This window comes from Streptomyces cinnamoneus (assembly GCF_014650495.1).
GTDB classification, from domain to species: domain Bacteria; phylum Actinomycetota; class Actinomycetes; order Streptomycetales; family Streptomycetaceae; genus Streptomyces; species Streptomyces cinnamoneus.
The window spans coordinates 231,798-255,633 of the sequence record NZ_BMVB01000003.1 but is presented as its reverse complement, the minus strand read 5'-3'; the positions used below and the strand labels follow the sequence as shown (position 1 = coordinate 255,633).

General features: G+C 72.1%; 12 protein-coding genes. 1 reads left to right on the top strand and 11 read right to left on the bottom strand.

Features of this window, described 5'->3' with window-relative positions:
- Positions 1 to 164: 164 nt before the first annotated feature.
- From IE182_RS06090 to IE182_RS06040, 11 genes are all read right to left on the bottom strand, one after another.
- The gene (locus tag IE182_RS06090) at positions 165 to 1,709 is read right to left on the bottom strand and encodes an AMP-binding protein (RefSeq protein ID WP_190108589.1); all 1,545 of its coding nucleotides are present in this window, start codon (positions 1,707 to 1,709) and stop codon (positions 165 to 167) included.
- A 94-nt stretch (positions 1,710 to 1,803) separates the two neighbouring features.
- Positions 1,804 to 2,691: a LysR family transcriptional regulator gene (locus tag IE182_RS06085; protein ID WP_190108588.1), complete on the bottom strand. Its 888-nt coding sequence runs from the start codon at positions 2,689 to 2,691 to the stop codon at positions 1,804 to 1,806.
- A 20-nt stretch (positions 2,692 to 2,711) separates the two neighbouring features.
- Positions 2,712 to 3,356, bottom strand: coding sequence for an HAD-IA family hydrolase (locus IE182_RS06080; protein WP_190108587.1), 645 nt, complete (start codon positions 3,354 to 3,356; stop codon positions 2,712 to 2,714).
- 79 nt (positions 3,357 to 3,435) lie between these two features.
- Positions 3,436 to 3,915, bottom strand: coding sequence for a hypothetical protein (locus IE182_RS06075; protein WP_190108586.1), 480 nt, complete (start codon positions 3,913 to 3,915; stop codon positions 3,436 to 3,438).
- Between the two features lie 18 nt (positions 3,916 to 3,933).
- Entirely contained in the window at positions 3,934 to 5,271 is a 1,338-nt protein-coding gene (locus IE182_RS06070; protein ID WP_190108585.1) for a NucA/NucB deoxyribonuclease domain-containing protein, read from the bottom strand.
- 295 nt (positions 5,272 to 5,566) lie between these two features.
- A complete protein-coding gene (locus IE182_RS06065; protein ID WP_190108584.1) occupies positions 5,567 to 6,691 on the bottom strand; it encodes a hypothetical protein in 1,125 nt (374 codons plus the stop codon).
- Position 6,692: 1 nt separating this feature from the next.
- Positions 6,693 to 7,670, bottom strand: coding sequence for a hypothetical protein (locus tag IE182_RS06060; protein ID WP_190108583.1), 978 nt, complete (start codon positions 7,668 to 7,670; stop codon positions 6,693 to 6,695).
- Between the two features lie 48 nt (positions 7,671 to 7,718).
- Complete coding sequence (locus IE182_RS06055) at positions 7,719 to 11,498, bottom strand: hypothetical protein (RefSeq protein ID WP_190108582.1); 3,780 nt, start codon at positions 11,496 to 11,498, stop codon at positions 7,719 to 7,721.
- The gene (locus IE182_RS06050) at positions 11,491 to 14,238 is read right to left on the bottom strand and encodes a hypothetical protein (protein ID WP_190108581.1); all 2,748 of its coding nucleotides are present in this window, start codon (positions 14,236 to 14,238) and stop codon (positions 11,491 to 11,493) included. Before IE182_RS06050 ends, IE182_RS06055 begins: the two co-directional genes overlap by 8 nt.
- Positions 14,235 to 19,724 (bottom strand): DUF6603 domain-containing protein, encoded by a 5,490-nt coding sequence (locus IE182_RS06045; protein WP_190108580.1) that lies wholly within the window; start codon positions 19,722 to 19,724, stop codon positions 14,235 to 14,237. The genes IE182_RS06050 and IE182_RS06045 overlap by 4 nt, the downstream gene beginning before the upstream one ends.
- 10 nt (positions 19,725 to 19,734) lie before the next feature.
- Positions 19,735 to 22,077: a ComEC/Rec2 family competence protein gene (locus IE182_RS06040; protein ID WP_190108579.1), complete on the bottom strand. Its 2,343-nt coding sequence runs from the start codon at positions 22,075 to 22,077 to the stop codon at positions 19,735 to 19,737.
- A 586-nt stretch (positions 22,078 to 22,663) separates the two neighbouring features.
- Between IE182_RS06040 and IE182_RS06035 the strand changes: the two genes are divergently transcribed.
- Positions 22,664 to 23,665: a VOC family protein gene (locus IE182_RS06035; RefSeq protein ID WP_190108578.1), complete on the top strand. Its 1,002-nt coding sequence runs from the start codon at positions 22,664 to 22,666 to the stop codon at positions 23,663 to 23,665.
- The last annotated feature ends 171 nt before the right edge of the window (positions 23,666 to 23,836 follow it).

Below are 23,836 nucleotides of genomic sequence, written 5' to 3'. Positions count from 1 at the left end.
ACACCGGGCGCGGCGACCGTGTCGCACGGTCGTCGGGGGCCCGCGTACTGATCCGATGGGCAACCGAGCGCTGCCTGATACGGAGCGGATACAAAACCCGCCCAGGGCGGCGTGCCCCTCCGGGAAGTGCGGGAAGTCCGGGACAGCCGGCCGGCTGCCGGCCCTCAGCCGGACAGCCGCGACTGCAGCAGTCGCTTGTCCGGCTTGCCCGCGGCCGTCAGCGGAATGGTGGGCACCAGGTGCAGGGCGTCGGGAGCGTAGAGGCGCCCCTTGCGGGTGGTGACGAAGTCCCGGATCTCCTCCAGCGAGGGCTGCTGTCCGGCGGCGGGCACCACCGCGGCGTGGACGTGTTCCAGGGACTCCTGGTCCCGGCTGCCGAAGACCGCGCACTGGGCGACGCCGGGATGGCTCAGCAGCAGCTCCTCCAACTCCGCCGGATAGACGTGGCCCCCGACGACCACGATCATCTCCTTGATCCGGTCCACGATGTAGAGGTAGCCGTCCTCGTCGAGGTAGCCGACGTCACCGGTGTGCACCCAGCCGTCCCGGAGCACCTCGGCGGTCAGGTCCGGCCGCTTCCAGTAGCCGTGCATCACATAGGGCGAGCGCACCTGCACTTCGCCCCACTCCCCGGCCGGCAGGGTGGTGCCGTCGGCGTCCCGGACGGCGATCTCCACGCCGGGCAGGGCCCGGCCGACCGTCAGCTGCCCGCCGGGACCGGTCACCTCCTGGTCACCGGGGCCCGCTTCGGTGATGTGCTGCGCCTCGGCCTGCCCGTACAAACCGTAGAGCACGGGCCCCAGGGCTGCGGCCGCCTGTCGCAGCCTGGCCGGTGAGGCGGCGGTGCCGCCGTAGGTGACCCGGCGCAGGCTGGACAGATCGGCGCCGGGCAGGCCCGGGTGATCCAGCAGCTGGTAGAGCAGGGGCGGCAACAGCCACGTGAGGGTGATGCGCTCGCGCTCGATCGTGTCCAGTACGTCCCCGGGCTCGAAGCCGTGCCGCAGGACCACCGAACCGCCCTGGTAGAGCGTCACGTCGGTGAAGATGCCGGCGAGGTGGGCGAGCGACGTGCAGGCCAGGTAGCGGGGCGGGTCGCCGGCACCGGTGAGCCACTGGTCCAGGCTTCGCCGGTAGGAGCCGTGGGTCATCTGGATGCCCTTGGGGATTCCGGTGGTGCCGCCGGTGTGCCGGATGCACCAGTCGTCGTCCGGGCCCACCAGGCCGCCCATCGGCCGCACCGGGCGCCGGGCGGCCGCGGCGAGCACGTCCTCGGCGAAGCCGCTCGGGCCCAGGGAGAGCATCGGGGGTACATCGGGGAGCTGCAGCAGCTCCTCGGCGGTGGCGTGCCGCTGGTCGTCCACCAGCAGGAGGGAGCAGTCCACGCTCGCCATGATGGCGGCCATGGTCGGCGGGCTCATGCCCTCGTAGAGGCCGACCACCCGGGCACCGGCCACATTGGCGGCGTAGCGGGCGACGACGGCCTCGGCGGTGTTGCCGGTGAGCAGGGTGACCGTGGTGCCGCGGCCCGTGCCGCGCTCCGCCAGCTCGCCGGCGAGCCGGTGGACCTGGTCCCGGAACTCCGCCGCGCTGATCACCAGCCCCTCGGCAGTGGTGATGACCGTCCGACGCGGCGCGGCGGACAGCACGTCGAGGACGGCCTCCGCATAGCTGCTGAAACCGCCTTCCGTAGCGGCGTGTCGCTGGCTCATCGCTGTTCTCCCTTGCCGGAACCCGCTGGATGCTGGACGCCCTCGACGCTAGTGCCGCTCGATCATGCCTTCCACGACCGGTTGCGCCATGTGCTCATGACCCATGAGGCATGAGTCGTTCCACGGCCAGGCGGCGGAAGTCCTGGGCAGCGGGGGAGAGGTAGGCGTCCCGGCGCCACACGAGGGTCAGCGTGCGGTGACAGTCCGGGGCGTCCAGCCGCAGCCAGGCCACCGGGCTGCGCTCGCCGAGGGTCCGCCGGGCGACCTCCGGCATCAGGCCGATGCCCAGCCCGGCGCCGATCAGCTCCGGGGTGGCGGCGGCTTCGTCGCCCTCGCAGACCACCTGCGGCGTCAGCCCCTCGCGGGCGAAGAGCCGCTCCAGCAGCGCACGCTGCCAGTGGCCGGTGCGTGTGCTGACGAACTCCTCGCAGGCCAGCTCGCCCACCGCGACACGCTCCCGGCCGGCCAGCGGATGCCCGGGCGGGACGGCCAGCAGCACCTCCTCCCGCAGGAGTTCCACCGAGCACAGTTCAGGCCCGGCCAGCGGCTGGGAGGCGAGCGCGAAGTCCACCTCGCCGGAGCGCAGGTGGCGTCGCATCGAGTCCACAGGGGCCTGGAACAGGTGCACCCTCACCCCGGGGCGGTGCGTGCGGAAGGCAGCCAGCACCCCGGCCAGCTGAGGCAGGGTCTCGGCGGCCACGGCGACCCGGCCCGGGCCGGCACCGGCGGCATCGGACATCTCGCGCCGGGCGTCGTCGAGTTCGGCCAGCGCCCGCTCGACCCGGCGCAGGAAAGCCGCACCGTGCTCGTTGAGCCGTATGCGGCGGCCTTGGCGGTCGAAGAGCGGAACGCCGAGTTCGGATTCCAGCCGGATGATGGTCCGGCTCACCGACGGCTGGGCGACCCGGAGTTCCTCCGCGGCCCGGCTGATGTGCTGGTGACGGGCCACGGCCTGGAAATAGCGCAGCGACAGAAGATCCATGAGGGCAGTCTCGCCACTGATCAGCCGACGACGACCTCCAGGCCGCCGGTCTCCGTGATGCGGACGGTGACAGCGGTGAGGTCGGCGGCCACGGCATCCGCCTTCAGCTCCTCCTCGAGGTGCGTTGTGGTCAGAGCGATGGTGGCCATGCCGGCTGCCCGCGCGGCCTCAAGGCCGACCGGTGCGTCCTCGACGACGATGCAGCGGGCGGGATCCACCCCGAGCCGCTCGGCGGCGACGAGGAACGGCGCCGGATGGGGTTTGTGCTCGGGGGCATCCTCCACGGCGATCAGGCATTCCGGGGTGATGCCGGCCCGGGTGAGGCGCGCCATGGCCACCCGCCGGGTGCCGGATGTCACGACGGCCCAGCGGTCCGAAGGCAGCGAGGCCAGCAGCTCGACGGCACCGGGAACCGGCGTGACTCCGCTCGCGGCGGCGACCTCGGCGTCCTCAAGGCGCCGGAGGGCCTCGGGGACCTGACCGGCCGGGAGGAGATCGCCTGCGATCGCGGCGGCCGGGCGGCCGTGGAACCCGACGCGAAGGACGTCCTCAGGGGTCAGGCCGTACGACTCGACCCACCGGGTCCACGCCGGAACGACCGTGCGGACCGAGTGGACCAGCGTTTCGTCGCTGTCGAACAACAGGGCGTCTGCCGAAAAATGCATACCGGGAAGCGTATATGGGTTCGAATGGCGGCAGGTTGCGGACGTGGTGGCCGGCCGCACGCCACTCAGCCGCGACCGTTCAGTGCGGCCACAGCTGGAGCAGCCACTCCTCCGTGCCGTGGAAGTGGGTCTCTCCCGCCGCGTGCCGGAGCCGTGCCGCCTCGCGGCCCCGGCTCGCGGCACGCAGCCGGTAGGTGCCGGGGCCGCCGAGGTCGACGGGATCCCCCGCCGGGCGGCCGTCCCATTCCTCGACCCGCACGATGCCGCTGTCGTGCAGGCGGAACTCGACCGTCTCCAGCGTGTCCCAGTCACCCGGCGACGCGGGCGGTTCCCCGGACCACGCTTCCAGCCGGACCCGGGGCCGGAAGTCGGTGCTGCCGCACCGGAAGACGGCTCCGCCCGGTCCCCGGACGACGGTCCAGCGCTTGGGCGCGGCTCCGCAGGCGCTCTGCGGATCCGCACCGTCCTCCACGCCCCTCAGCAGAAAGGTGAAGTACGCGATGCGCGGCTGGACGTCACGGGTCGCGAACGGTTCGGTGGGAGGCGGCACGGCCGTCACCGGATCTCCCTCCAGCGGTCAGCTCCTGATGTGGACGTAGAACGGGTCGCTGTCGAGGATACGGTCCAGCTTGTAGAACTCGGCGATCTTCTCGCCGCCCTTGCGGTTGTCCTCGGCCGGAATGGCCTTGACCGCGTAGTTGAGGTGCGCCGGGTTCGCCCCCGCGCTCTGATAGGTCGAGGCGAACGGGTACTCGTCGCACTGCAGACCGCGCTGGGCGTAGCCGGGCCAGTAGCGCTCGCAGGCGGCGCGGACGCGGGTGCGGCTGCGGTCCTGCGTGGCCTGGTCGTAGTAGTTCCGCGTCAGCGGCTCACCGCTGCTGGGGGCACCGGGAACGTCCTTGGCCGCGTAGACGGGCATGGTGCGCCTCGGGCGGAACTGCGCGTCGCGGATGTTGCCCGCGGTCTGCCGCACCTCGCGGTCGCGGATGCTGATGCTGCTCATGACGGGGATGACGACGTCGAAGACGCAGGCGCTGCTGCGGCCGGGGATGTAGGTCGCGCTGTCGCAACGGAAGCCGCCGCGCCCGGTGGTGAGGGACTTCGTGCGGCTGCCCTGGATGCCGGTGAAGGACTGGGTGATGTTGTAGTACGCCCGCTTGTCCGGCGAAGCGCCCTCGTGCGCGGTGTTGAACCAGTGGTACGAGGCGTTGAACCGCTGCCATTCGGCGAGCGTGTCGGTGCGGCCGTTGCCGGTCTCGGCGTTGCAGTGCGGGGAGCCGGTCAGGTTGTCGCAGCTGATGCCGTGACGGAGGCGGAGCCCGCTGACGTCGCCCTTGACCTCGATCTTGTCCAGCAGAGTGCCGTAGTAGATCCGGCGCTGGTTGTCGTAGCCCTGGCCTATGGTGGTGGCGCGGAACGTGAAGGATCCGACGGGGTAGCACCCGAAGATCCAGCACCGCTGCTTGTAGAGGGTCTGCGTGGTCCCCTGGCAGTGGAAGAAGTGGTCGATCGTCCAGCCGTAGGTGCGGTACGTCTTGTCGTTCCCCATGCAGACGTTGATGTCCGGCGTGGCGCGGCGGATGCCGACGCCGCCCTCTGCTTCTCCGCTTCGCCCGCCCTGCTGGGCGAGCGTGCGCGCCGTGCGGCCCTCGCGTTCCAGCGCGTGCAGTGTGACCGCGGCGTCCATGCGTTCCTGGACGTCCTGGGGACTCTCCTTGGGCAGCCCCTTCTGGGCGCGCCGGTCGTCGAGGCGGAACGAGGGAGCGGTGCCGGGGGCCTGGGCGGGGTCCTCGCCGACGATGGTGACGTCGGTGTAGCTCGTCGGCTCCGAAGAGGCGTTCGCGGCGCCTGCCGGTACGGCCAGGGCGAGGCAGAGCCCTATGGCGCCGGCTGCTGTGGCCAGTGAACGTTTCACGAGACGGTGTCCTCCCGTTTGTCGGCGGCGCCACCGCAGGGCAGGATGCGACTCGCTCCGACCCCAGCGGTACGCCATGGGCATGACACCTCGCGGAGCCTAGTGCCCGTGCCGTGCTGCCTTCGGTGCGACGCCTGCACTTGGCCGGTTCTGTGCGGGGCGTTCCGTCGTACGTCCTGCTCACGGGCGGTCCCGGTCGGCCGACGCCGTACGGATCCGGTCACTGGGAAGGGGAGGGACCGGACCCTGCACGGACAGGGGAGCCGCAACGTGACGGCCCCCCGATGTCGCGGCGTCAGGAAGGCACCGCGTAGTTCCCCCAGGAGATGGTGACGCCCGCGGATCCGGTGTTGTCCGCGGCGGCGTGCGTCAGCGTGGCTTTGCCGGCGTCGAGGTAGCTGTCGCCGCCCGGGCCGCCCTGACCGCCGTGGCCACCGGCGCCGCCGCCACCGCCCCCACCGCCGCCGGCGCCGGAGTAGACGCCCCACAAACCTCCGCCCCAGCCGCCACCTCCGCCGCCACCGCCACCGAAGCCGGTCGGCCCGCCGCTCGCGTCACCTGCCCGTGCCTCTCCGCTCCCGTTGGCGCCGGCCCGGCCTCCCCGGCCGCCGGAACCACCGGAACCACCGGAGCCACCCCGGCCACCGACGGGTGAGTTGCCGTCCCTTCCCCCGTGTCCTCCGGAACCGCCCTGCCGTCCGTTCCCGGAGTCTCCGTCGCCGGTGTCCTTGTCATTGGCCTTGCCGCCGCTGCCAACGCCGGAGGTCGTTCCTCCGCCTCCTCCGCTGCCTCCCCAGCCCGGGTTGTAGGCACCCCATTTGTGGCCGTCGCTGCCGCCTCCGCCGCCGCTGCCGTCGCGTCCGCCGCTCCCTTGTCGGCCCGTGCCACCGGAGGCCCTGCCGCCGGCGCTGGAGATCACGCCCGCGTCGCCTCCCGCGCCGCCGCTGCCGCCGTCGCCACCGGTGCCTGGCCCTCCTCCGGAACCGCCGTCGGCGCTGGCGTTTCCGCCCTTGTTGCCGCTGCCGCCGTTATCGCCCCGACCGCCCGGCTCGCCCGCGTCTCCTCCGCTGCCCGCGCCCACGATCAGGGCACCGCCGTGCGAGATCGTCGCCGAGGGCCCCGCGGCGCCGTCGCGGGCGATGCGGACGGTGAGCCGGTCGCCCGGCTTCACGTACAGCAGGGCCTTGATGCTCGCCCCCTTGCCGCCGCTGACGCCTCCGGCGGACCGGCCGGCGGCACCGCGCAGGTCGAGGCGGAGGAGGGTGACGCCGTCCGGGACGGTGAAGGGCTGGTTCTGGTCCTGGCCGGTGTCGGGGAAGTCCTTGCTGCCCTCGGGGTTGAGGATCGTGTAGTGACCGCCGGTGAGCGTGACGGTTCCGTTGACGGTCACGCGACCGCCGATCGTGACGTTTCCGGCCATGTCAGTTGCTCCGCAGCGGGAGGCCGTTGGGGTCGATGAAGTGGGCGTGCGTGGTGATGTCCTCGGTGGCACCGAGGGTGCCGGTGACGTTGGTGTTCTTCCCGACGTTCAGGTCACCGACCACGTCGGCGTTCTTCTCCACGTAGAGGCCCTTGTCCCCCATCACCTTCAGGCCCGCGATCACCGGGTTGGTGACGACCGCCGTCGTCGTCTGGTAGTGGGTGGCGCCGGCGATGACGTACGACAGCTGGAAAGTGGTGTCGCGGGTGACCGTTCCCTTCCATGCGAAGTCCTTGACCGGTTCGTCCTTCGCGCCGTTCTTGCCGTTCTTCCCGTTCGGCTCCATGTTCCCCGTGGCCCCCGAGCTGTGGGTCACCGTGTAGTCGAGCGTCGACGGGCCGCGCCAGGTCAGCCGGACCTCGCCGCCGGCCTCCACCTCGTACGGCTCGGCGTGGAAGTCGGTCACGACCTGCACGGGAATGGCCGGTGCCGGGAACTTGGTGATCGGGAGAGTGGTGAAGCGCGGGCTGTCGGGCCACTTGCCCTGGTCGAGGGTCGCCATCTCGCGGATCTCGACCCGCGCCGTGCCCGGCTTCGTGCCGATGCGCAGGTTCTTGAGCGTGATGGTGACGCCCGATACGTCCAGCGGCGTCGTGTCGGTGGGCGGCTTGACCTGGAAGTGGGCGAAGTCGCCCGGCGGCAGGACGATGCTGGCGCCGTCCTGGATGTTGGCCACCGTCCAGCCCTGGGCGCTGCCGTCCCCGTCGCCCGCGGTGGCCGCGACGAGGCTCTGGGCGAGGTCGCCGTGCGGCAGGGAGATCAGGAACTCCCGGCAGTAGACGGTGCTGCCACCACCGTTGGAGATCACGATGTGCAGGGTGGAACGCGGTGTGTCGTCGCTGACCGCCGCGTAGAGCGGGAACGGCTCGCTGATGATCGCGTAGTCGAGCAGGCAGCCCTCGTTGGCCGACTCGTTCACTGACGCTGTCCTTTCGAAGATGAGGCTGATGCGGGAGCTGGCTGCTGCTTACGAGGCGTTGATGCCGCCGGACAGCCGCAGGAATCCGGTCCGGATGACGGGGCCGTCCTCGTCCAGGCGGGCCGTCTGGTCGATCTGGACGATCCGCTCGTGGTGCCACGTCGGGGCAGGCCCGCCGTCGCCCGAGCCCGAGCCCGACCCCTTGGACTTGGGGTCCGGAACCACGAGTTCGGACCAGTCCCAGACACCCTGCGGAGACGAAGGGTGGGGCAGGGCCAGGGCGTTGACGAAGGTGGCGGGCTCGCCGCCGGTCGCCGCGCCGGCCTGCTGCCCCTCGGTCTTCTCGGCCGGCACCTTCCTGACCGTGGTCAGTACGGGGCTGAGGCGCAGCGCCACCTGCATCGCGGCCATCGCCGTACGGGTGAAGCGCGACGGCAGGCCCAGCTCCGTCACCGGCAGCAGGTCCGTCGTCGCGTGGACGGCCGCCTGGGGGTCGAGGAGGAGGGTGAGGTGCGTCCGCCGTACGGAGTCGGCGGGCAGGCGGGGCCAGTTGCCGTGGGCGATCTCGTCGACGTATTTGGTGGGCGCCGACGTATGCGGTGCCGCCACGGCGTAGAACTTCTTGTAGTCACCCTCCGAGAAGTAGCCGACCAGTCCGTCACCCCGCTGTCCGGCATTGCCGAGCCGGACGGGCCAGGAGTAGGTGAGGTGGTCCATCTCGGCGGGTGCCGTGCCGCCGGCGATGCGCTCGCGCCAGTCGGCGAGGGCCTTCCAGTCCAGGGCGTACCGCCAGCCCGGGTCGGCGGTCGGCGGGCCGTCGAGTTCGAAGCCGAGGCGGGCCCGGACGAGGGCGAGGGGCCTGCCGAGCAGCGCGCCGAGGACGTCGTCGCCGTAGGGGTTGCCCGGGTCGATGCCGGCCAGCGCCTGGTCGACGGTGGACATCAACTCCGCGAAGGCGTCCGGGCCCTTGGCCGCCAGCTCCCGCGCGAAGGCGTACAGGTGCGGTCGTACGGTGCGCAGGTCGTCGAGCGTGTGGACCTCGGAATCCGGGAGCGGTCCCCAGCCCACGACGGTCGTCGACGGGCCGCCGTTCTCCCCGGCCCGGAGCTTGAGCCGGAGTTCGCCCAGGGGGGCACCCGTGGGGGCGTAGCAGAGCAGGGAGCGGTCGACGTAGTTGGGGATGATCCACGCGCACACCGGGGTGGTGTTCGCGGTCAGGTCGACGAGCTGCTCGTCGTCGTGTTCGTCGACGAAGTCGAACCGCAGCCGTGCGGGCTGGAGCAGGCGCGGCGGCAGCTGCACGAAGCGGTCCCGCAGCGCCTCGACGGCGTACCGGCCGGTGGTGTGCAGGCTGTCGGCGACCTTCGGGGCCAGGTAGTCGCTGTCCTCGGACAGCAGGATGTCGAGGTTCTGGCCGAACTCGTCGATGACGGTGAGCGCCTTCAGAGCGAACTGTCCGGCCCGGATCTGGGTGAATCCGGACGGCTTCCAGCCCTCGAACGGTACGGGCAGCGGCCCGGTCTTCGGCAGGTGGCCGTAGACGTCGCCGACGAGGTCGCCGATCTCCCCGGGCGGGCTGAGGTTGGGGGCCGCGTCCCGGCAGGCGAAGGAGTCGGTGAGGCCGTCCAGGCTCTGCGAGAGCAGATCGAGGTCCTTGATCCGGTCCGCGGCCGCCTTGAACGCCTCCTCGGATGCCTCCAGGTGGTCGGCGGCGTACTTCTCCAGCTCGCTGCCCAGGGCGTACTGCGGCAGTGGTACGAGGAAGCGCCGTCCGGTCACCTCCGCCTGCTCGTCGGCGGTGCCGCGCTCCCAGCGGTAGGTGCTCCCGGTGAACTCCCAGTTGGGCGCGGCCTTGTCCCCGTAGGGAACGTTCCAGTGCCGGACCCGCCACTGGAACAGCAGCGGCTTCCACGGCTGCTGCCACTGCTGCGGCGCCGCGCCGGGCGGGATCACACCGGCGTTGGCCGGGTCGAGCAGCCAGGTGAACTCGCCCAGCAGGGCGGCCACGACCGCCGGCAGCCCCGTGGCCTTCAGGGTGTCGAACGGGGCGGGGAGCCGGCCGCCGGGCACGACGCCGCCGAGGATCTGGCCGGGCGTCCGGCAGGTCAGTGCGCCCTGGCCGGTCAGCGGGGCGTGCGCTTCGTGGCTGTTCGCACCGGCCAGCACCACGGTCGGGTCGGTCGGCTGGTGGAACGGCGGCAGCGCTTCCCTGCGGAGTTCGTATCCGTCGGGCCGCTTCATGTGCGCGCCCAGGTACGCGGCGACGGACCGCGCGAGCTCGGCCTCGTTCGCACCGTGCGGGATCTTGTCCTGGAGCTGCAGGAGCTCGTCCTTGCGCCGCTTCACCTCGGCTGCCAGGCCGGCGGCGTTCGCCGGGTCGATCTCGGCGCGGAACTGTTCGCGCCGGTACTGCGGGGGGATGAGAGGCAGGCCGTGCATCCACCACAGCGCGTACAGCCGCTTCTGCAGCGCGGCGAGCTCGCGCTCCGCCGTGTCGTAGGCGGCCTGGTCGCGGTTGAGCTGCGCCAGCCACTCCTCGTGCTCGTGCCCCGCGCCGGACCAGGTGACCGAGGCCGGGGTGCCGGAGGCGTTGCCCTTGTCGGAGGTGTCGGACAGCCGCCACACGTAGCCGCCGGGCAGCTGCTCGAACCAGCCCTTGTGCAGGGCCTGCGCGGTGCGGACGGCCCCGTCGGGCCCGTCGAGGGTGTTGGCCAGGCCGCTGCCGAGCGCGTGCAGCAGGGTGGGATCGGCGTGTACGACGCCCTCGGCGGCACTGGAGCCGGCACCGGCACCGGCACCGGCACCGGCACCAGCACCGCCATCGGCACCGGTGCCGATGGCGGCCGCATGGGCGGCCTGGGAGGCGCCGATCAGGGCGGCGAGCGCTTCCTTCGCGCTGCTGCCGACCGCGATCTTGTCCTTGACCTTGTCCTTCGTCGGCCGGGCGGAGTCCGGTGCCTGCCCCTGCCGGTCCCACTGGACGCCGACGGTCCGGCCGCAGTAGGCGGTCCTGCCGGGCGTCCAGCTCTTGGGCAGGTCCGCCACGGTCCAGCCGAGCCGCTTCAGCGCCGCGTCCGGCGTGGCGTCGCCGTCGAGCAGCTTCTCCTGCGCCGGGTCCGAGTACCAGCCGGTCACCTGGTAGTGGACGGTCGCCTTGTCGATCCCGGTCAGCGGGTCGTGCAGCGAGAAGACGTTCTCGTTGTACGGCTGATAGACGTGGAAGGTCATCAGCCCCGGCCCGACCGCCGTCAGGAACAGGTCGTTGCGGGCGTTCGGGTGTCCGGGATCGGAGGGCTCGTTCCACGCCGTGCCGTCGCGTCCGACCTCCTGGGAGCGCCCGATGCGCGTCGTGATGACGGTCGAACGGTAGGGGGTCACCGACGGGTCCGTGACGTTCGGCCGCACGGGGTGCACGAAGGGGTTGGTGCCGGCCGTGGGGTCCAGGAAGTCGCTCTCCACCATCCAGCCGGTGAGCAGCTCCGGCCGGTCCTGCACCTGCCGCACGACCAGCCAGCGGTTGGGTACGAGCGGGAACGCGCTGCGACCGCCGTCCTTGGGCGCGCCCGCCCGGCGCAGCGCCTCGGGCAGCTCCCAGCGCAGGTGGACGCCGTCGTGCCGCCGGTACGGGCCGTCGCCTTCGGAGCCGGTGGCGTTCCACTGCTCCTCGTTGGTGAACGGCTCGGGTTCGGGCGTCCTGTTGTGGCGCAGCAGCTGGTAGTTGGGCTGCCAGCGGCGGAAGCCCTGGCCGTCGCGCTGGCGGAGGTTCTGGTTGACCACCAGGGCGTCGATGGTCACCGGGACGATGAGTGCGTCGTCGCGGTCAGCCATGGGGGTGGTCTCCTGTCGTGAGGGCGGGGGTGTGCGATGCGGGTTCGGTGGTGAAGGTGCGGCGCTGGGCCGCGTTGATCATCTGGATGGCGAACTGGCTCGGTGTGATCGGCCGGTCCAGGCCGAGGGCGTCCTTCAGCCCGTTCGCCAGCCGCTCGACCCGCAGGACGGTGTCGGGGTTGCCCGCGCCGGGGGCACGGACGTATGCGCGCAGGCCGGGCCGGTCGGGGTAGTGCCGGTCCTCGCCCAGCTCCTTGCCGAGGGGGGCGGTGAGCGAGCGCAACCGGATGACGCCGTCCTCCACCGGGTCGTCGCTGCCGCCTTCCTCCAGCTCGTCGATGCCGAAGTGGAGGCCCTGCTGCGGCTCGGCGATCTCGACCCGGGCGGGTACGCCCTCGACGATGACGAGCAGGACGTCCTCGGCGAGCGTCGCGCGGCGCACGACCGGCAGGGCCGTCTCGCCGTCGGTGGGACGGGCGTTGGGGTACGGGCGGATCTCCAGGCCCGGCCAGCCGCTGACGAGCTTCGAGCGCAGCAGTAGTCCGGTGAGCGGCGCGGCGGGTTCGGGCAGGGGCGCCTTGCCTGCCGGGCCGAAGAGCAGGTCGTCGGCCGCGAGGTCGAAGGAGTGCGCGAGCCCGACGCTCAGCGCGCCCTCGACCAGGGTCGCGGTCCAGTCGGTGTCCACGTGGAAGAAGCGCAGGCTCTCCGCGGGGAGCATCCGGGCGTCGGGGACGAGGTGGGCGAAGGGTACGCCCTCCAGGTCCCGTAGCTTGATCAGCCACTGCTGGACGGCCTTGAGGTCCTCGTCCGGCCGGGCCGGACCCGCCTCCGGGCCAGGGCTGGTCTCCGGGTCGGGGCTGGTCTCCGGGCTGGGGCCCGCCTCTGGGCGGGTACTCGTCTCCGCTCCGGGGCCCGACTCCGGGCGGGTACTTGTCTCCGGTCCAGGGCCCGACTCCGGGCGGGTGTTCGTCTCCGGTCCGGGGCTCGTCTCCGGCCCGGTTACGGCGAAGCTGCTCGCCGTGCCGTTCACCACCCCTTCCGGCGTCACCGCCCCGGTGAGGGCCGCGACGGCCGAGCCCAGCCGCTCCCGCAGTTCCGCGTCCTCGCGCAGCCGCCCCACGGTGAGGCCGGCCGTCGCGGGCAGGTCCGTCGCCGCCGGCAGCGGCGTGACGGGAGCGTGCGGCACGGTCACGGGCGCGGCCAGGGCACGGGCGGTGCCAGGCGCGGCATCTCCGGCCGCGACCGGTTCGGGGGCCGGGGCGGCGGCCAGGACGCGCCCGAGGTGGTCGGCGAGCCCGTTCGTGACGAGGTGTTCGAGGTGGGCCCGGGCCCCGCCCGTTGCCGCGGCCGGGGTGCCGGAGGCCACCGGGCCGGCCCCGGGAGCCACGGCCGCGAAGGTCACGGCGGCGCCGTGCCCGTGGGCGCGCAGGGCGGCATCCGCCACCTGCCGCACCTTGCCGCGCAGCCGCAGCAGCGCGGCGCTGAACTGATGGTCGGCAAGGGCGACGCCCCGGCCCGCCGTGAAGGCGGTCGCGAGGCTGACGTCGAAGACGCCGTACTGCTGAAGGTGGATCAGTGCCTCGGCGGCGCAGCGGCGGCGCTCGCGGGTGGTCTGCGGTGGGGCGTACTCCGGGATGAGCGGCCCCCGGTACCAGCCGAAGGTCGCCCGCCCCGACTCGGTGCGGCACGACACGGGCAGATAGCCGCCGCGCAGCCGCGTGGCGACGTCCTGTTGCTCGGTCCCGGACAGCGGGCGGTCGGCCACCGGTACGCGCAGCAGCAGCGCGGACCCCTTGTCGCCCTCCTGCTCGACGAAGTGCTCGGTCAGAGCGGCGAACCCGGGCGCGTGATCGGCCAGCGTCTCGAACGCCCAGGAGTGCAGCGACACCAGCCGCAGGTCGTGCTCCGGGCCGTCGTACGTCTCCTTGCCGCCGTCGGGCAGGTCGGGCAGCCATCCCTCCAGGGAGACGAGGTGGGCGACGTAGCGGCCGCCGGCCGCGCGGGGCAGCCGGTTGGCGACGACCACCGCGTAGTCGCCGAGCTGGATGCGGTCCAGTCCCAGGGTCACCCCCTGGTGCCGGGTGTCGACCCGGCGGACATGCGTCAGGTACGGGAGCTCCGCCCGGGTGGGCGCGACGGCGTGGAAGATCCGGCCCGGGACCCGGATGGTGCGGCAGACCTCCTGCCCCTGGGCGCCCTCGGTGGGGACGGGGTCGTCGTGGTCGAAGCGCGGCAGGGTCACGTCCGCCCCGTCCTCGGGGTTGCGGGCGCTCTCGACAGCGAGCTCCGCGACCGTCCGCGGATCGGTCCGCCCCAGGCAGTGCGGGTCGGCGGGCAGCTCGCCCTCGCCGAAGACGAGGACCGCCAGCCAGGGCAGCGGTGCCGCGTCCCCACCGTCGCCGCCCGTCCGGTCGATTCTGCGTTCCCAGGGCAGCGTCGGCCGGTTCAGCGTCATGTGCGGCAGGACGTCCGAGTACAGGCCGGTGGCCCCTGCGGGCGGGTACGCGCCGTGGACCCGGTCCGGCTCGACGCCGAAGCGCGGCGCGCGTACCTCCACCAGCTGTTTCACCGGTGCGGCGGCAGGCGGCAGGTAACCCTCGTCGACGGAGCTGCCGTTGCGGGTGAGGGTCTGGTACGCGGTGAGGGTGTGGCGCCCGGCCGTGAGCCGGGGCACGAGGGTGTCGAAGAACTGGACGTTCAGCCGCTCACCGGGCTGTGGAGTCTGCTGAGGGTGGCTCATGCCGTACCGCCTTCGGTGGTTCGTGTGTCGCTGGGGGCAGCCGGTGGCTCCGGGGCCTTCGGCGGCACGGTGACGGCGAGCGCCACCGGATCGTCGGTGAGCGGAACGGTGACGGGCAGCAGGACCGGCGGGGTGGCGGTGGTGTCCACCACCTGGACCTGCCGGGCCTTCGACCGGGCCACGAACAACCGCGCGCCGTCGGCCGACACCGCGAGCGCGACCGGCTCCGGTCCGACCCACACGGGCTCGCCGACCTCCTGCGGTGCGGCGCCCGACACGTCGAACACCGAGACCGTGCCGGTGGTGACGGCCGCCACGTAGAGGCGGTTGCCGTCCGGGGACACGGCCAGGGCGCTCGGGTCCGTGCCGGTGCGCAGGGTCGCCACGATGCCCGTCGCGGCGAGGTCCACCACGGTCACGGTGGAGTGGCCCTCGTTGAGCACGTAGATCCAGCGGCCCCGGGGGTCGACGGCCAGGCGCGTGGGGTCGGGGCCGGCGGGCAGGTCGCCCAGCTCGACGGGCCACTTGCCGCCCGTGACGTCGATCCGGGTCACGACGCCCTTGTCCGGCTTGGCGAGGTAGACCACCTGCGACGCCGTGTCCCACCGCGCGGCGGGGACCGCCTCGCCGGGCCGCGTCTGCGCGCCGAAGTCCTGGTGCTTGCGGGGCGGTGTGGAGGCCAGGTCGAGCACCAGCATCTGGTTCGACTGCGCGGAGGTGACGTAGGCCCACTTGCTGTCGGGCGACACCGAGGCTCCCCGGGCCTTCTGGTAGCCCCAGATGCGGTCGGTGAACAGGGACGGCACGTCGGTCCGCGGCGGATTCTCGGAAATGTCGCGGACATCGATGCGCTGGTCGTCGTCGACGGCGCACAGCCGGCTGCCGTCCGGTCCGACGGCCATGTGGGTGGCGCCGGAGAACTGCAGCGTGAACGGCTCGTACGCGGTCAGGCCGTGCACGTCGACCGGCGTGACGGTCTTCCCCGCGCCCAGGACGTACAGCCGCTCGCCGGTGGGCAGCGGGTGCTCGCCCTCGGTCTTGGCGATCTTGGCCTTGACGTCGCCGGCCACCAGGGTGTCCTCCGCCGCGAGCCGCTCATTGGTGCCGGGGCTCACGTCCAGGTAGTCCATGGCCGCGAACAGCCGGTCGCGGGCCCAGTCGACGGTGGTCCCGGACATGCTGTCCGTGGCGTCGCCCATGTCCCCGGTGTCCTGCACCGCTGCCTCGGCCGGCACCGATGCGACCGTAGCGGCTTCGGCCGTAGCCGTCCCGACCGGCACCGCTTCGGACTGCAGCTCCAGCTGCAGTGCGACGGGCGTGGCGTCGACGGGGGGCCGGAGCGGCAGGGCGCCGTCCGGCGTGCGGTCGTCGAACGCGAGGGTCTCCGCTTCGATGGGCCCCGGCGTGCCGCCTTCCTCGGGCGGCGGCAGCCGCAGGTCGACGCCCACGAGCTGGTCGTCCACCCGCTGGGGGCCGTTGGGGGTCAGCTTCCCGTCGTACGGGCCCCACAGCGCGGCGGGCAGGCTCTGCCGGACGTCCGAGCTCTTGCCTGCGTACCATGCGCGCAGGTCCAGGGTCTCCACGGTCCCCTGTCCGCGGGTCAGCGTGACCGTGAGGACGGACTGCAGGCCCTTGCCCTCGTCGCGGCGGGGGCGGATGTCGACCGCATGACCGCTGATCCGCCGGGGGTCCTCGGGCGCGGCGAGGATCAGCGTGGTGACGGGCACGGCGGTGCGGACGGCGAAGGAGAACGCCCCGGGTCCGACGACCCACAGCTCCTGCTGCCCGTCCTTGGCGCGCGTCGGGGAGAGCCCGTCCAGGGCGGACAGCCGGACGGCGTCCTCCCGGGCGGGCAGCTGCTTGACCACGTCCGGCCACGGCGCCGGGGTGTCGTCGCGGGCGTTGCCGTCGCCGAAGGCGATGGTGAACGAGATGAACCACAGGTGGATGGTGACCTCGCCGGCCGTCGGCGGGCCCCACAGCCGCAGCGACGCCCCGACCTCGACGCGGATCGTCTCGCGCACCAGCCACAGGTCGAGCACGTAGCTGACGCCGATGCTGATGCCGATCTCGACGTCGAAGCGGAACGGAGCCCACTCGATCAGCATGTCGGCGTGCGCGGTGAGCCAGGCGTGCAGGTCGCCGGAGCGGTAGTTCACATCCAGCGCACCGCCGGCCATGACGGCCCCGGGGGTGAGCGCGAAGTACGCGCCGCCGCTGATCGTCAGCTCCCGGGTGACGGGCCACGAGAAGCCGAGCTTCGGAACCTTCGGGTAGTGCGCGGGCACCGTGTACTTGGGGTGGTAGCCGCCCAGGGTCAGCACGAAGTCGCCGGCGTGCGCGTCGTCGAACCACGTGTACAGCGCGAAGCCGCCGGTCAGTACGCACGCCTCGTCGATGAGGTACGAGCCGGGCGCCAGCTGTGCCGTGATCTTCAGGACCTGTTCGCTGGCCCGGTACTTGGCCGACAGGCCCAGCCGCACGCGCGCGTACTCGGGCAGTCCGGCGTCCTTCGGGAACCGCGCCTCGGCCGTGCCCAGCAGCGCGACCGCGAAGTCGTCCCCGACCTCCAGGGCCAGCAGGGCCTGGCCGTCGATGAACTCGAAGACCTTGAACGCCAGCCCCGCCGCGAACCACATCTGCCCGGAGGCCGGGCGCACCCAGGCCCCGTCGCCGCCCATCAGGGTGTCCAGCACCTTCAGCGGATCGGCGTCCGGGCTGGTCGAGGTCATGTCCTTCAGGAACGGGAACTCCAGCACCTGGTCGCCCTCGGGGAGCCGCAGCGTGGTGTTGAGCCCGAACCCGGCCATGATGCCGGTGATCTGGACGGGCGGCGGCCCGCCGAACTGCCCGCTCACCCGTCCGAACAGGAACAGCGACGGCACGTCGGGGGTCGCCTCGGCCCGGGCGTACGCGCCCAGCGCCGTCAGCCCGAACTTCTCGGCCGAGACCACCAGCACACCCTTGACCAGCGTCTCGTACGGCGTGCCCGCCGTCGCCTGGTTCACGAGCGCGCCCTTGATGGCCAGCGGCGGCCGGGAGTAGCCGACGGAGAGGCCGTCCAGGCGGAACTCCGGGTGCGCCGGGTCGGCGAGTGGAATGCCCAGGCCGAGCCCCTCGACGCCGAGTTCGAGCCCGGCCATGCCGAGCGAGGCGTCGAAGAGCACCCACACCGTCTGGTCGGCGAAGCCGACTCCGACCCTGCGCAGGTTCAGGGGCCCGACGGCGCGCTGGACGTCCACCCAGGCGACGAGCGGCACCCCGCTGGCGGAGGCGCCGGCGGAGGCGTCGGCAGGGGCGCCGGCGGGGGTCCCGGCGGGGGCTGCGTCCTTCGACGCACCGGACGGCAGGGCGGGATGCTTGCTGCTGCTGCTGCTGCTGCCGCTGCTGCCGCTGCCGCTGCCGCCGCTGCTGCCTGCCCGGACCAGGACCGAGACCGGTGTCGTGCGGCCGGGCAGCAGCAGGTCCACGGCGAACGTCGCGCCCTTGGCGACGCCGTCGGCCGGCAGCGCGGGCAGGGCCGAGTCGCACGCGGTGAGGGCCTCGCCGAGCTCGCGCAGCCGCGCACCCGTCAGCGCCTCCGAGGCGAGCACGACGCCCAGCCCGCGGACGCCGAGGTCCTGGCCGTCGGGGATCTGGCCGTGCAGTAGCGGCACTTGCGACAGGCTCGCCTGCAGCCCGATGGTGGCTCGCACCACCCAGGCGCGTGGGCCGCCCTTCGGCTGGACGGAGGCCACGACGAGCGACCCGCCGCTGCCCTTGTCGTGCACCGAGAACACGACGGACCTGCGGACGGAGGAGTATCCGATGATGATCTTGTCGGCGGTGCCCAGCCGGCTCAGGATCTGTGCGGCCGTAGCGTCCTGGACACCGAGCAGTGCGGCCAGGTCGGCCAGGGACACGCCCTCGGTGTCCGTCCACTCCGCGGTGAACTCCGCATGCTGGGCGTTCTTGACGGTGAAGGTCAGCGTCCGCGGATCGGTTCCGGCGCGGGGCACTTCCAGGGTCAGGCCGCCGGTGTAGTTCTGGTCGTAGCCGGACTGCCCGCCGGTCCGCTTCGTGAGGGTCACGTCCAGGCTCAGCCAGGCGCTGATGTCCCCGAGGGGGAACTGCGCGCCGGCTTCGAGCCCGAAGGTCTTGCCGGCGCTGTCGTAGGTCACGGCCAGCCGCTCGACCATGAGGTCCTTGAGCACGGGCGGCGGCGCGATGCCGAACAGACCGAAGATCTCGGCGGGCTTGAGGTGCGAGGCGCGCGCGGACAGCAGCCAGCCGCCGCCCTTCTCCCATTCGCCGTGCACGTTCAGGGTGGCCGAGTCGCCGAGGGTCCACAGCGCGTCGCACGCCGCCCGTGTGGTGCCGCCCTCCTTGCGCACCGAGAGGGCGACCTGGGAGAGCTCCACGCCGTCGGCGATCTTCAGCACGTCGTCCAGGAGCAGGTCGACCCCGTACCCGGGGTTCTCGCCGCCGAACTCGCCGTGGACGGACAGCTCGCTCACGGTCAGGTCCGAGCCGACGGGGAAGCCGGGAAAGTGCTTCTCCAGCAGGGGCTGCACCCGCACCGGCCGCAGCAAGGTGCCGCTGACGCGGGACTGCCGGTCCTTCCAGTCGACCTGCACGGCGACGCCGATGTCGTCGGTCAGGCCGATCGTGCCGCCGACGAGGCCCTGCAGCCGGGGGGTCGGCCCGAACGGTTGGATGGCTCCGAATTCCGCGTGCAGGTCGCCCACGGTGAGCTCGTCGAAGACCTTCCAGGAGCCGGCGACGTCGACGCGCAGCCACACCGACTGCACGAAGCCCGCCGTGCGGGCCGCGCCGGGCGGGGCGAAGGTGACGACAAGGTCGGTCAGCGACAGCGCGCCGGCCACCGCGGCCAGGTCCGGCGGCAGGGCGAAGGTGGAGTCACCGGTCTTGTGGGCGAACTGCTGGAGGTCGTCGAGCCGGTCCACCTTCACGGGGTGGAAGCTGCCGGCCAGGCTCCAGGCGTGGGACGCGCTCAGGGGCGGGTAGCCCCACAGGTAGGGCCGCGCGCCGGCGCCGGTCGGGAAGTCCAGTTCCACGCCGAAGCCGATGCGGGGTTCGAGCTCGCCGGTGGGGCCGGGCTCGACGCCGAGGACGAGGTGCACGGTGGATATCGCGAGGGCGTCGAGCACGCCGCGGACCGGACGCAGGGTTTCGGGGAGCTCGTCGGAGCCGGCCAGGGGGACGTCGATCCGGATGCCGACCACGTCCTCCCCGCCGTCGCCGCCGTCCCCGGTGAGGAAGGAGACGGTGCCCGGACGCGGCTCGTGGCCCGACAGCTGGATCAGGCCCGTCACCGTGAGGCGGTCCTGGTCGGCGACCGCGTCGAGGACGCGGAGCACTCCGTCGGGTAAGTGGGTCGTGAACAGATCGGTCGCCGGCGGGAGCTGCAGGAACTCCGGCGTGACGACCAGCATGCCGTGCGGCAGCACGAGCTTCTCGCGCAGGGCGCTGACCGGCAGTGTCATCGGGGCCTCCTCAGTGGTGCCACAGCTCGAAGCCTCCGGCGTCGTCCAGGATCAGATGCCAGTCGGTGCCCTGGCCTTCGAAGTCCATGAGTTTGCGTTTCTTGGCGGCGCTCGGGCCGGGGCCCGGCTTCGGCTTCTTGGCCGCGGTGGCCTTGTCGGAAGCCGTGGGGGTCAGGCTGGTGCCCAGGGCGAGCGGAGTGGACTTCCACACGAGGGCGAAGTCCGGGTTCTTCGCGTCCGGGTCCTGCCAGTAGGCGTAGTCGTGCTGCGGGGCGGTGGGACTGGGGTCGGGCTTGGTGGCGCCCGGTTGCTTGTCGGGCGGCGCGATGACGGGCGGGGAGGTCTTGTTCCAGGCGGTGATGACCGTGTCCTGGAAGTGGCTGGCCTTGGGGATGTGGTAATCCTTCTTGCCCGAGCTGACGAACATGCCCGTGGGCTTGAGGAACGTGATCCAGGCGGCGGACGTCGAGGTGCCGCTGCCGTGGTGCCCGACCTTGAGCCACCGGTTGCGGGCGTGGTCCACGAAGGCGTCCCCCGTGTACCGGCTCCGCAGCAGATCCTCGTTGATCATGACGGCGTCGGCCATCAGCCACACCTGCTGGTGCTTGCCGTCCGCACCCGGCTTTCCCTTGAGGACGAACACCATGCTGCTGGCGTTCGCCCAGTCGGTCTTGTGACCGCCCACCCACTGGTCGTGGGTCTTCTTGCGGTAGTCGGTCAGTAATTCCTCGGTGTATTCGGCGAAGAGCTTGGCCTTGGCGAGCTCGGTGAGGTCGTCGCCGGACGGGACGGGCCGGAGCTTGCTCATGGTGTCGAGCGGGATTTTCCGCTTGCCGTCCGCGGCATGCTTGTCGTTGAATGCGGCGACGTCGGCGTTGTACCGGTGCACCTGTTCGTTGTACGTGCCGATGGCCGTGTTGTCGGCCGTTACGTCTCCGGTGAGGGCCGGTGGCGTCGGCAAGGGGGCGAACTTGTCGTCCTTCTCCACGGCCGTGTTGTCCGCATCGGTCTTCTTGTTCCGGTCCACGACCTTGGCGTTCACGGGGCCGAGCGCCGTGTTGCTGTCCTTGCGCTCCTTGGCGATGTCAGCGGCGTACAGAGCGACGACGTGGTCGATCACGCCCGACGGCTCCTTGGCGAGGAAGTCCTCCGTGACCTTGCGGACGGCCGCGGTCTCCAGATGGTCCTCGTACTCGTCGTCGCCCATCGTGTACGTCGTGGACCGGAGGCTGTCGACATACGCGTCGAATTCCTTCTGGTGGCCGGCCGCGACGTAGTCGCTGCCGAGTTTCCGCACCCCCTCCGCAGCGAACCACTCCTTCTGCCGGTCCGCCGCCTCCTTGCTGTCCTTGGCGGAGCGGATCAGCCAGCGCGGCGCGCCCGTTCCGGCGTTGCGGACGGCCAGCGTGGCCTTGTCCTTCGCCGCCTTCCGCTCGGTGTCGGACGCAAGGGACTTCAGGAACCTGTTGCCGAACTCCGTTCGGCCTTCGGCCAGCAGACGCTGCTCCAGGAGGTCACCGGAGAGGGTGCGCGGCGTGGAGGTCCGCAGGCTTTTGACGGCATCGCTGACGTCGAGGAGTCTGTCCAACAGCTTGGCGAGCTCCGCCTCCTTCGGCAGGGTGCTCGGCGGAATCACCTGGGCGGGGTGCTTGAGCTTGTTGCCGGCGTCCGGGGACTTGCCGGCACCCGTGGGCGACCACTTGTCGGGATGCGGGCCGAAGGGCTGCGAACTCACGAGGAAGAGGTTCGGGAGTTCCGGCTCGGCGCCGATGACCTTCGGGGGGAAGAGCGCCACGGGGTCGCTCGGCGACTGCACGCGCAAGGGCATGCTGTGCACCTTGTGGGCGGGGTGGTCGGGACAGGCGGACGCAGCGGGTTCGGTGAGCAGCCGCCCGACGAACCCCTTGCCGTCACCGCCCTTTCCCTTGGCGCCCCGGGCGTTGCCCTCGCGGTAGTTGTCGGGATCGCACGAGTACCAGACCTGGCCCACCTGGTACTGGAGCTTTCCCGTGGGCAGCTTGGTCTTGGCATCCAGGTGACACAGGATGTCTTCGAGGTTCCGGTAGTGGTCCTGGTCCGGATGGCTGATCAGCAGGGCGTCGAGAACGCCCCCGTTCTCAGTGATGCGCGTGCCTATCTCGTGCCGCAGGTGCGCCAGGAGACGGGCCCTGTCGGTGCCGCTGGCCACGGGCGCGCTCGTCCTGCCCGGAGGAACGTCGCAGCCGCTGAACGTGCCGCAGTCCAGGAGCACCGTACGTTTGCTGATGCGCGTTCCCCCAGGCCCCGGTTCGTAGAAATGGAGGAACGTGCAGTCGCCTTGACCGACGTTGAAGAAGACAACCTCGACGGGCATGAAGCCTCTCCGCGGGACGAAAGAAGTACGGGACCGCCCGACTTCTCCGCAACGCCCCCGGAGACGGGCCGAGGCAGAATGATGGGCCACCCACACCGGCCTCCCCGGCACCCGCCGGGCCTTTCCGGACAGCCCGGTAGGAGGCCGTATCACTGGCCCGTGACGGGCAAAGGCACCCAAGAGCGGTCCGCAGTGCACTGGTTACTGCCGGTCACGCACGCCTGGAGCGGCGTGCCGCGACGCTCGCGCGAGGGGGAACATGACCGAAGATCGCTGGCCAGGGCTCAGGGGGCCAGGAGGCGCCGACGCGCCGGGGGAGGGAGGGGCGACGACCCCGCCGCCCTCGTCCGCCCGGCCGCCCTCGTCCCCCGCCGCACCCACCCTTGCGGGACCTGCCGCTCATGACCTGACAACACCGGATCGGCCGGCTGCGGCCCGGACGGCCCGTGCCCGGCCAACGACGGATCACAAAGGTGCCGGCGGCGGCCCCGGCGGACAGCCGCGCGTCCGCCCCGGTTGTCACCTGAACGAGCGAGAGCGTCTCGCGGATTGACCCCGGGGCCCGGCCCTCCCTACGGTGACGGCCATGGGGTACGACATCACCCGCCTGCACCACGTCGGCCACATCGTCGACGACGTGGCGCAGGCACTCATCCTTTACGAGCGGCTGGGCTTCGTCGTACCACCGCCCAGCTGCCCCGCGATGTCCCTCCGCGAAGGCGCTGCACCCGAGCCCTTCGGCGCCGCCAACACCCACGCCGACTTCCCGCGTTCCTTTCTGGAGCTCGCGACGTGCGTCAAGGTCGGCGACACCGACCGCCTGCCACCGGGCACGCGCCTCGTGCCGCTGCAGGCGCCGGCCGAGCTGTTGCCCCGGCTCGTGGAACGGATCAGCGAGACCACCGCCAACCTCTCGGCGTTCCTGAACCGCTTCGAGGGCCTGCACATCCTCATGTTCTCCTCGCCGGACATCGACGCCACCGCCGCGAGGCTGATCGCGGCCGGCGTGCGCCACGGCGGGGTGAACACCGTGCGGCGTGCCGCGCCGCCGGGCGCCGCAACGCCGGTGGAGACCGTCCGCTACCTGGAGATCGACGGCGACGAGCCCGACGCCAGGCCGGGTTCCGTCGCCGAGGGCCGGGTCGGCATCGTCGCCGACCTGGACCCGGACGTCCAAGGCGCGCGCCACCCCGGCCACCCCAACGGCGCCGTCGATCTCGTCGAGGCCGTGCTCTGCGTCGCCGATCAGGAACTGGCCGCAGTCCAGCAGCGGTACGAGACCTACCTCGGCCGACCGGCACGGCCCAAGGGACCGGCCCGGGTCCTCGACCTCGACGGTGCCGCCCTGACCCTCGTGCCCGCCTCCGGCCTCGCGGCCCTCCTGCCGGGGGAACGGCCCGCTGCACTCCCGGCGCTCGCCGGCTACACCGTCGCCGTACGCGACCTGGCCCACACCCACGGCCTGCTGCGCCGCAACGGACTCGCTCCGCGCGAGAACCCGTCCGGCGACCTCTTCGTACCGGCCGACTCCGCGCTCGGCACCGCTGTCGTCTTCCGCCAGGCTGCTCCACCCACGGCTCCTGCGTAATCCGCCACCACTGCGCCCCACACTCCCATGCGCCGCCCTCACGCTCTGAGCGCTGCGGGACGCGCGGTCACAGCGCGCACACGCTGCAACGAGGACGAGCGCTCCCCGCGCGCGGACGGGGCAACGCTCGAACGAGGTCCTGGGGTCCGGTCCGGATGTATTGGCCGAGTT

Bases quoted from the DNA above. Each gene is read 5' to 3' on its own strand.
- IE182_RS06055 (WP_190108582.1), bottom strand. From the start codon at position 11,498: ATGGCTGACCGCGACGACGCACTCATCGTCCCGGTGACCATCGACGCC.
- IE182_RS06050 (WP_190108581.1), bottom strand. From the start codon at position 14,238: ATGAGCCACCCTCAGCAGACTCCACAGCCCGGTGAGCGGCTGAACGTC.
- IE182_RS06045 (WP_190108580.1), bottom strand. From the start codon at position 19,724: ATGACACTGCCGGTCAGCGCCCTGCGCGAGAAGCTCGTGCTGCCGCAC.
- IE182_RS06090 (WP_190108589.1), bottom strand. From the start codon at position 1,709: ATGAGCCAGCGACACGCCGCTACGGAAGGCGGTTTCAGCAGCTATGCG.
- IE182_RS06085 (WP_190108588.1), bottom strand. From the start codon at position 2,691: ATGGATCTTCTGTCGCTGCGCTATTTCCAGGCCGTGGCCCGTCACCAG.
- IE182_RS06035 (WP_190108578.1), top strand. From the start codon at position 22,664: ATGGGGTACGACATCACCCGCCTGCACCACGTCGGCCACATCGTCGAC.
- IE182_RS06065 (WP_190108584.1), bottom strand. From the start codon at position 6,691: ATGGCCGGAAACGTCACGATCGGCGGTCGCGTGACCGTCAACGGAACC.
- IE182_RS06040 (WP_190108579.1), bottom strand. From the start codon at position 22,077: ATGCCCGTCGAGGTTGTCTTCTTCAACGTCGGTCAAGGCGACTGCACG.
- IE182_RS06080 (WP_190108587.1), bottom strand. From the start codon at position 3,356: ATGCATTTTTCGGCAGACGCCCTGTTGTTCGACAGCGACGAAACGCTG.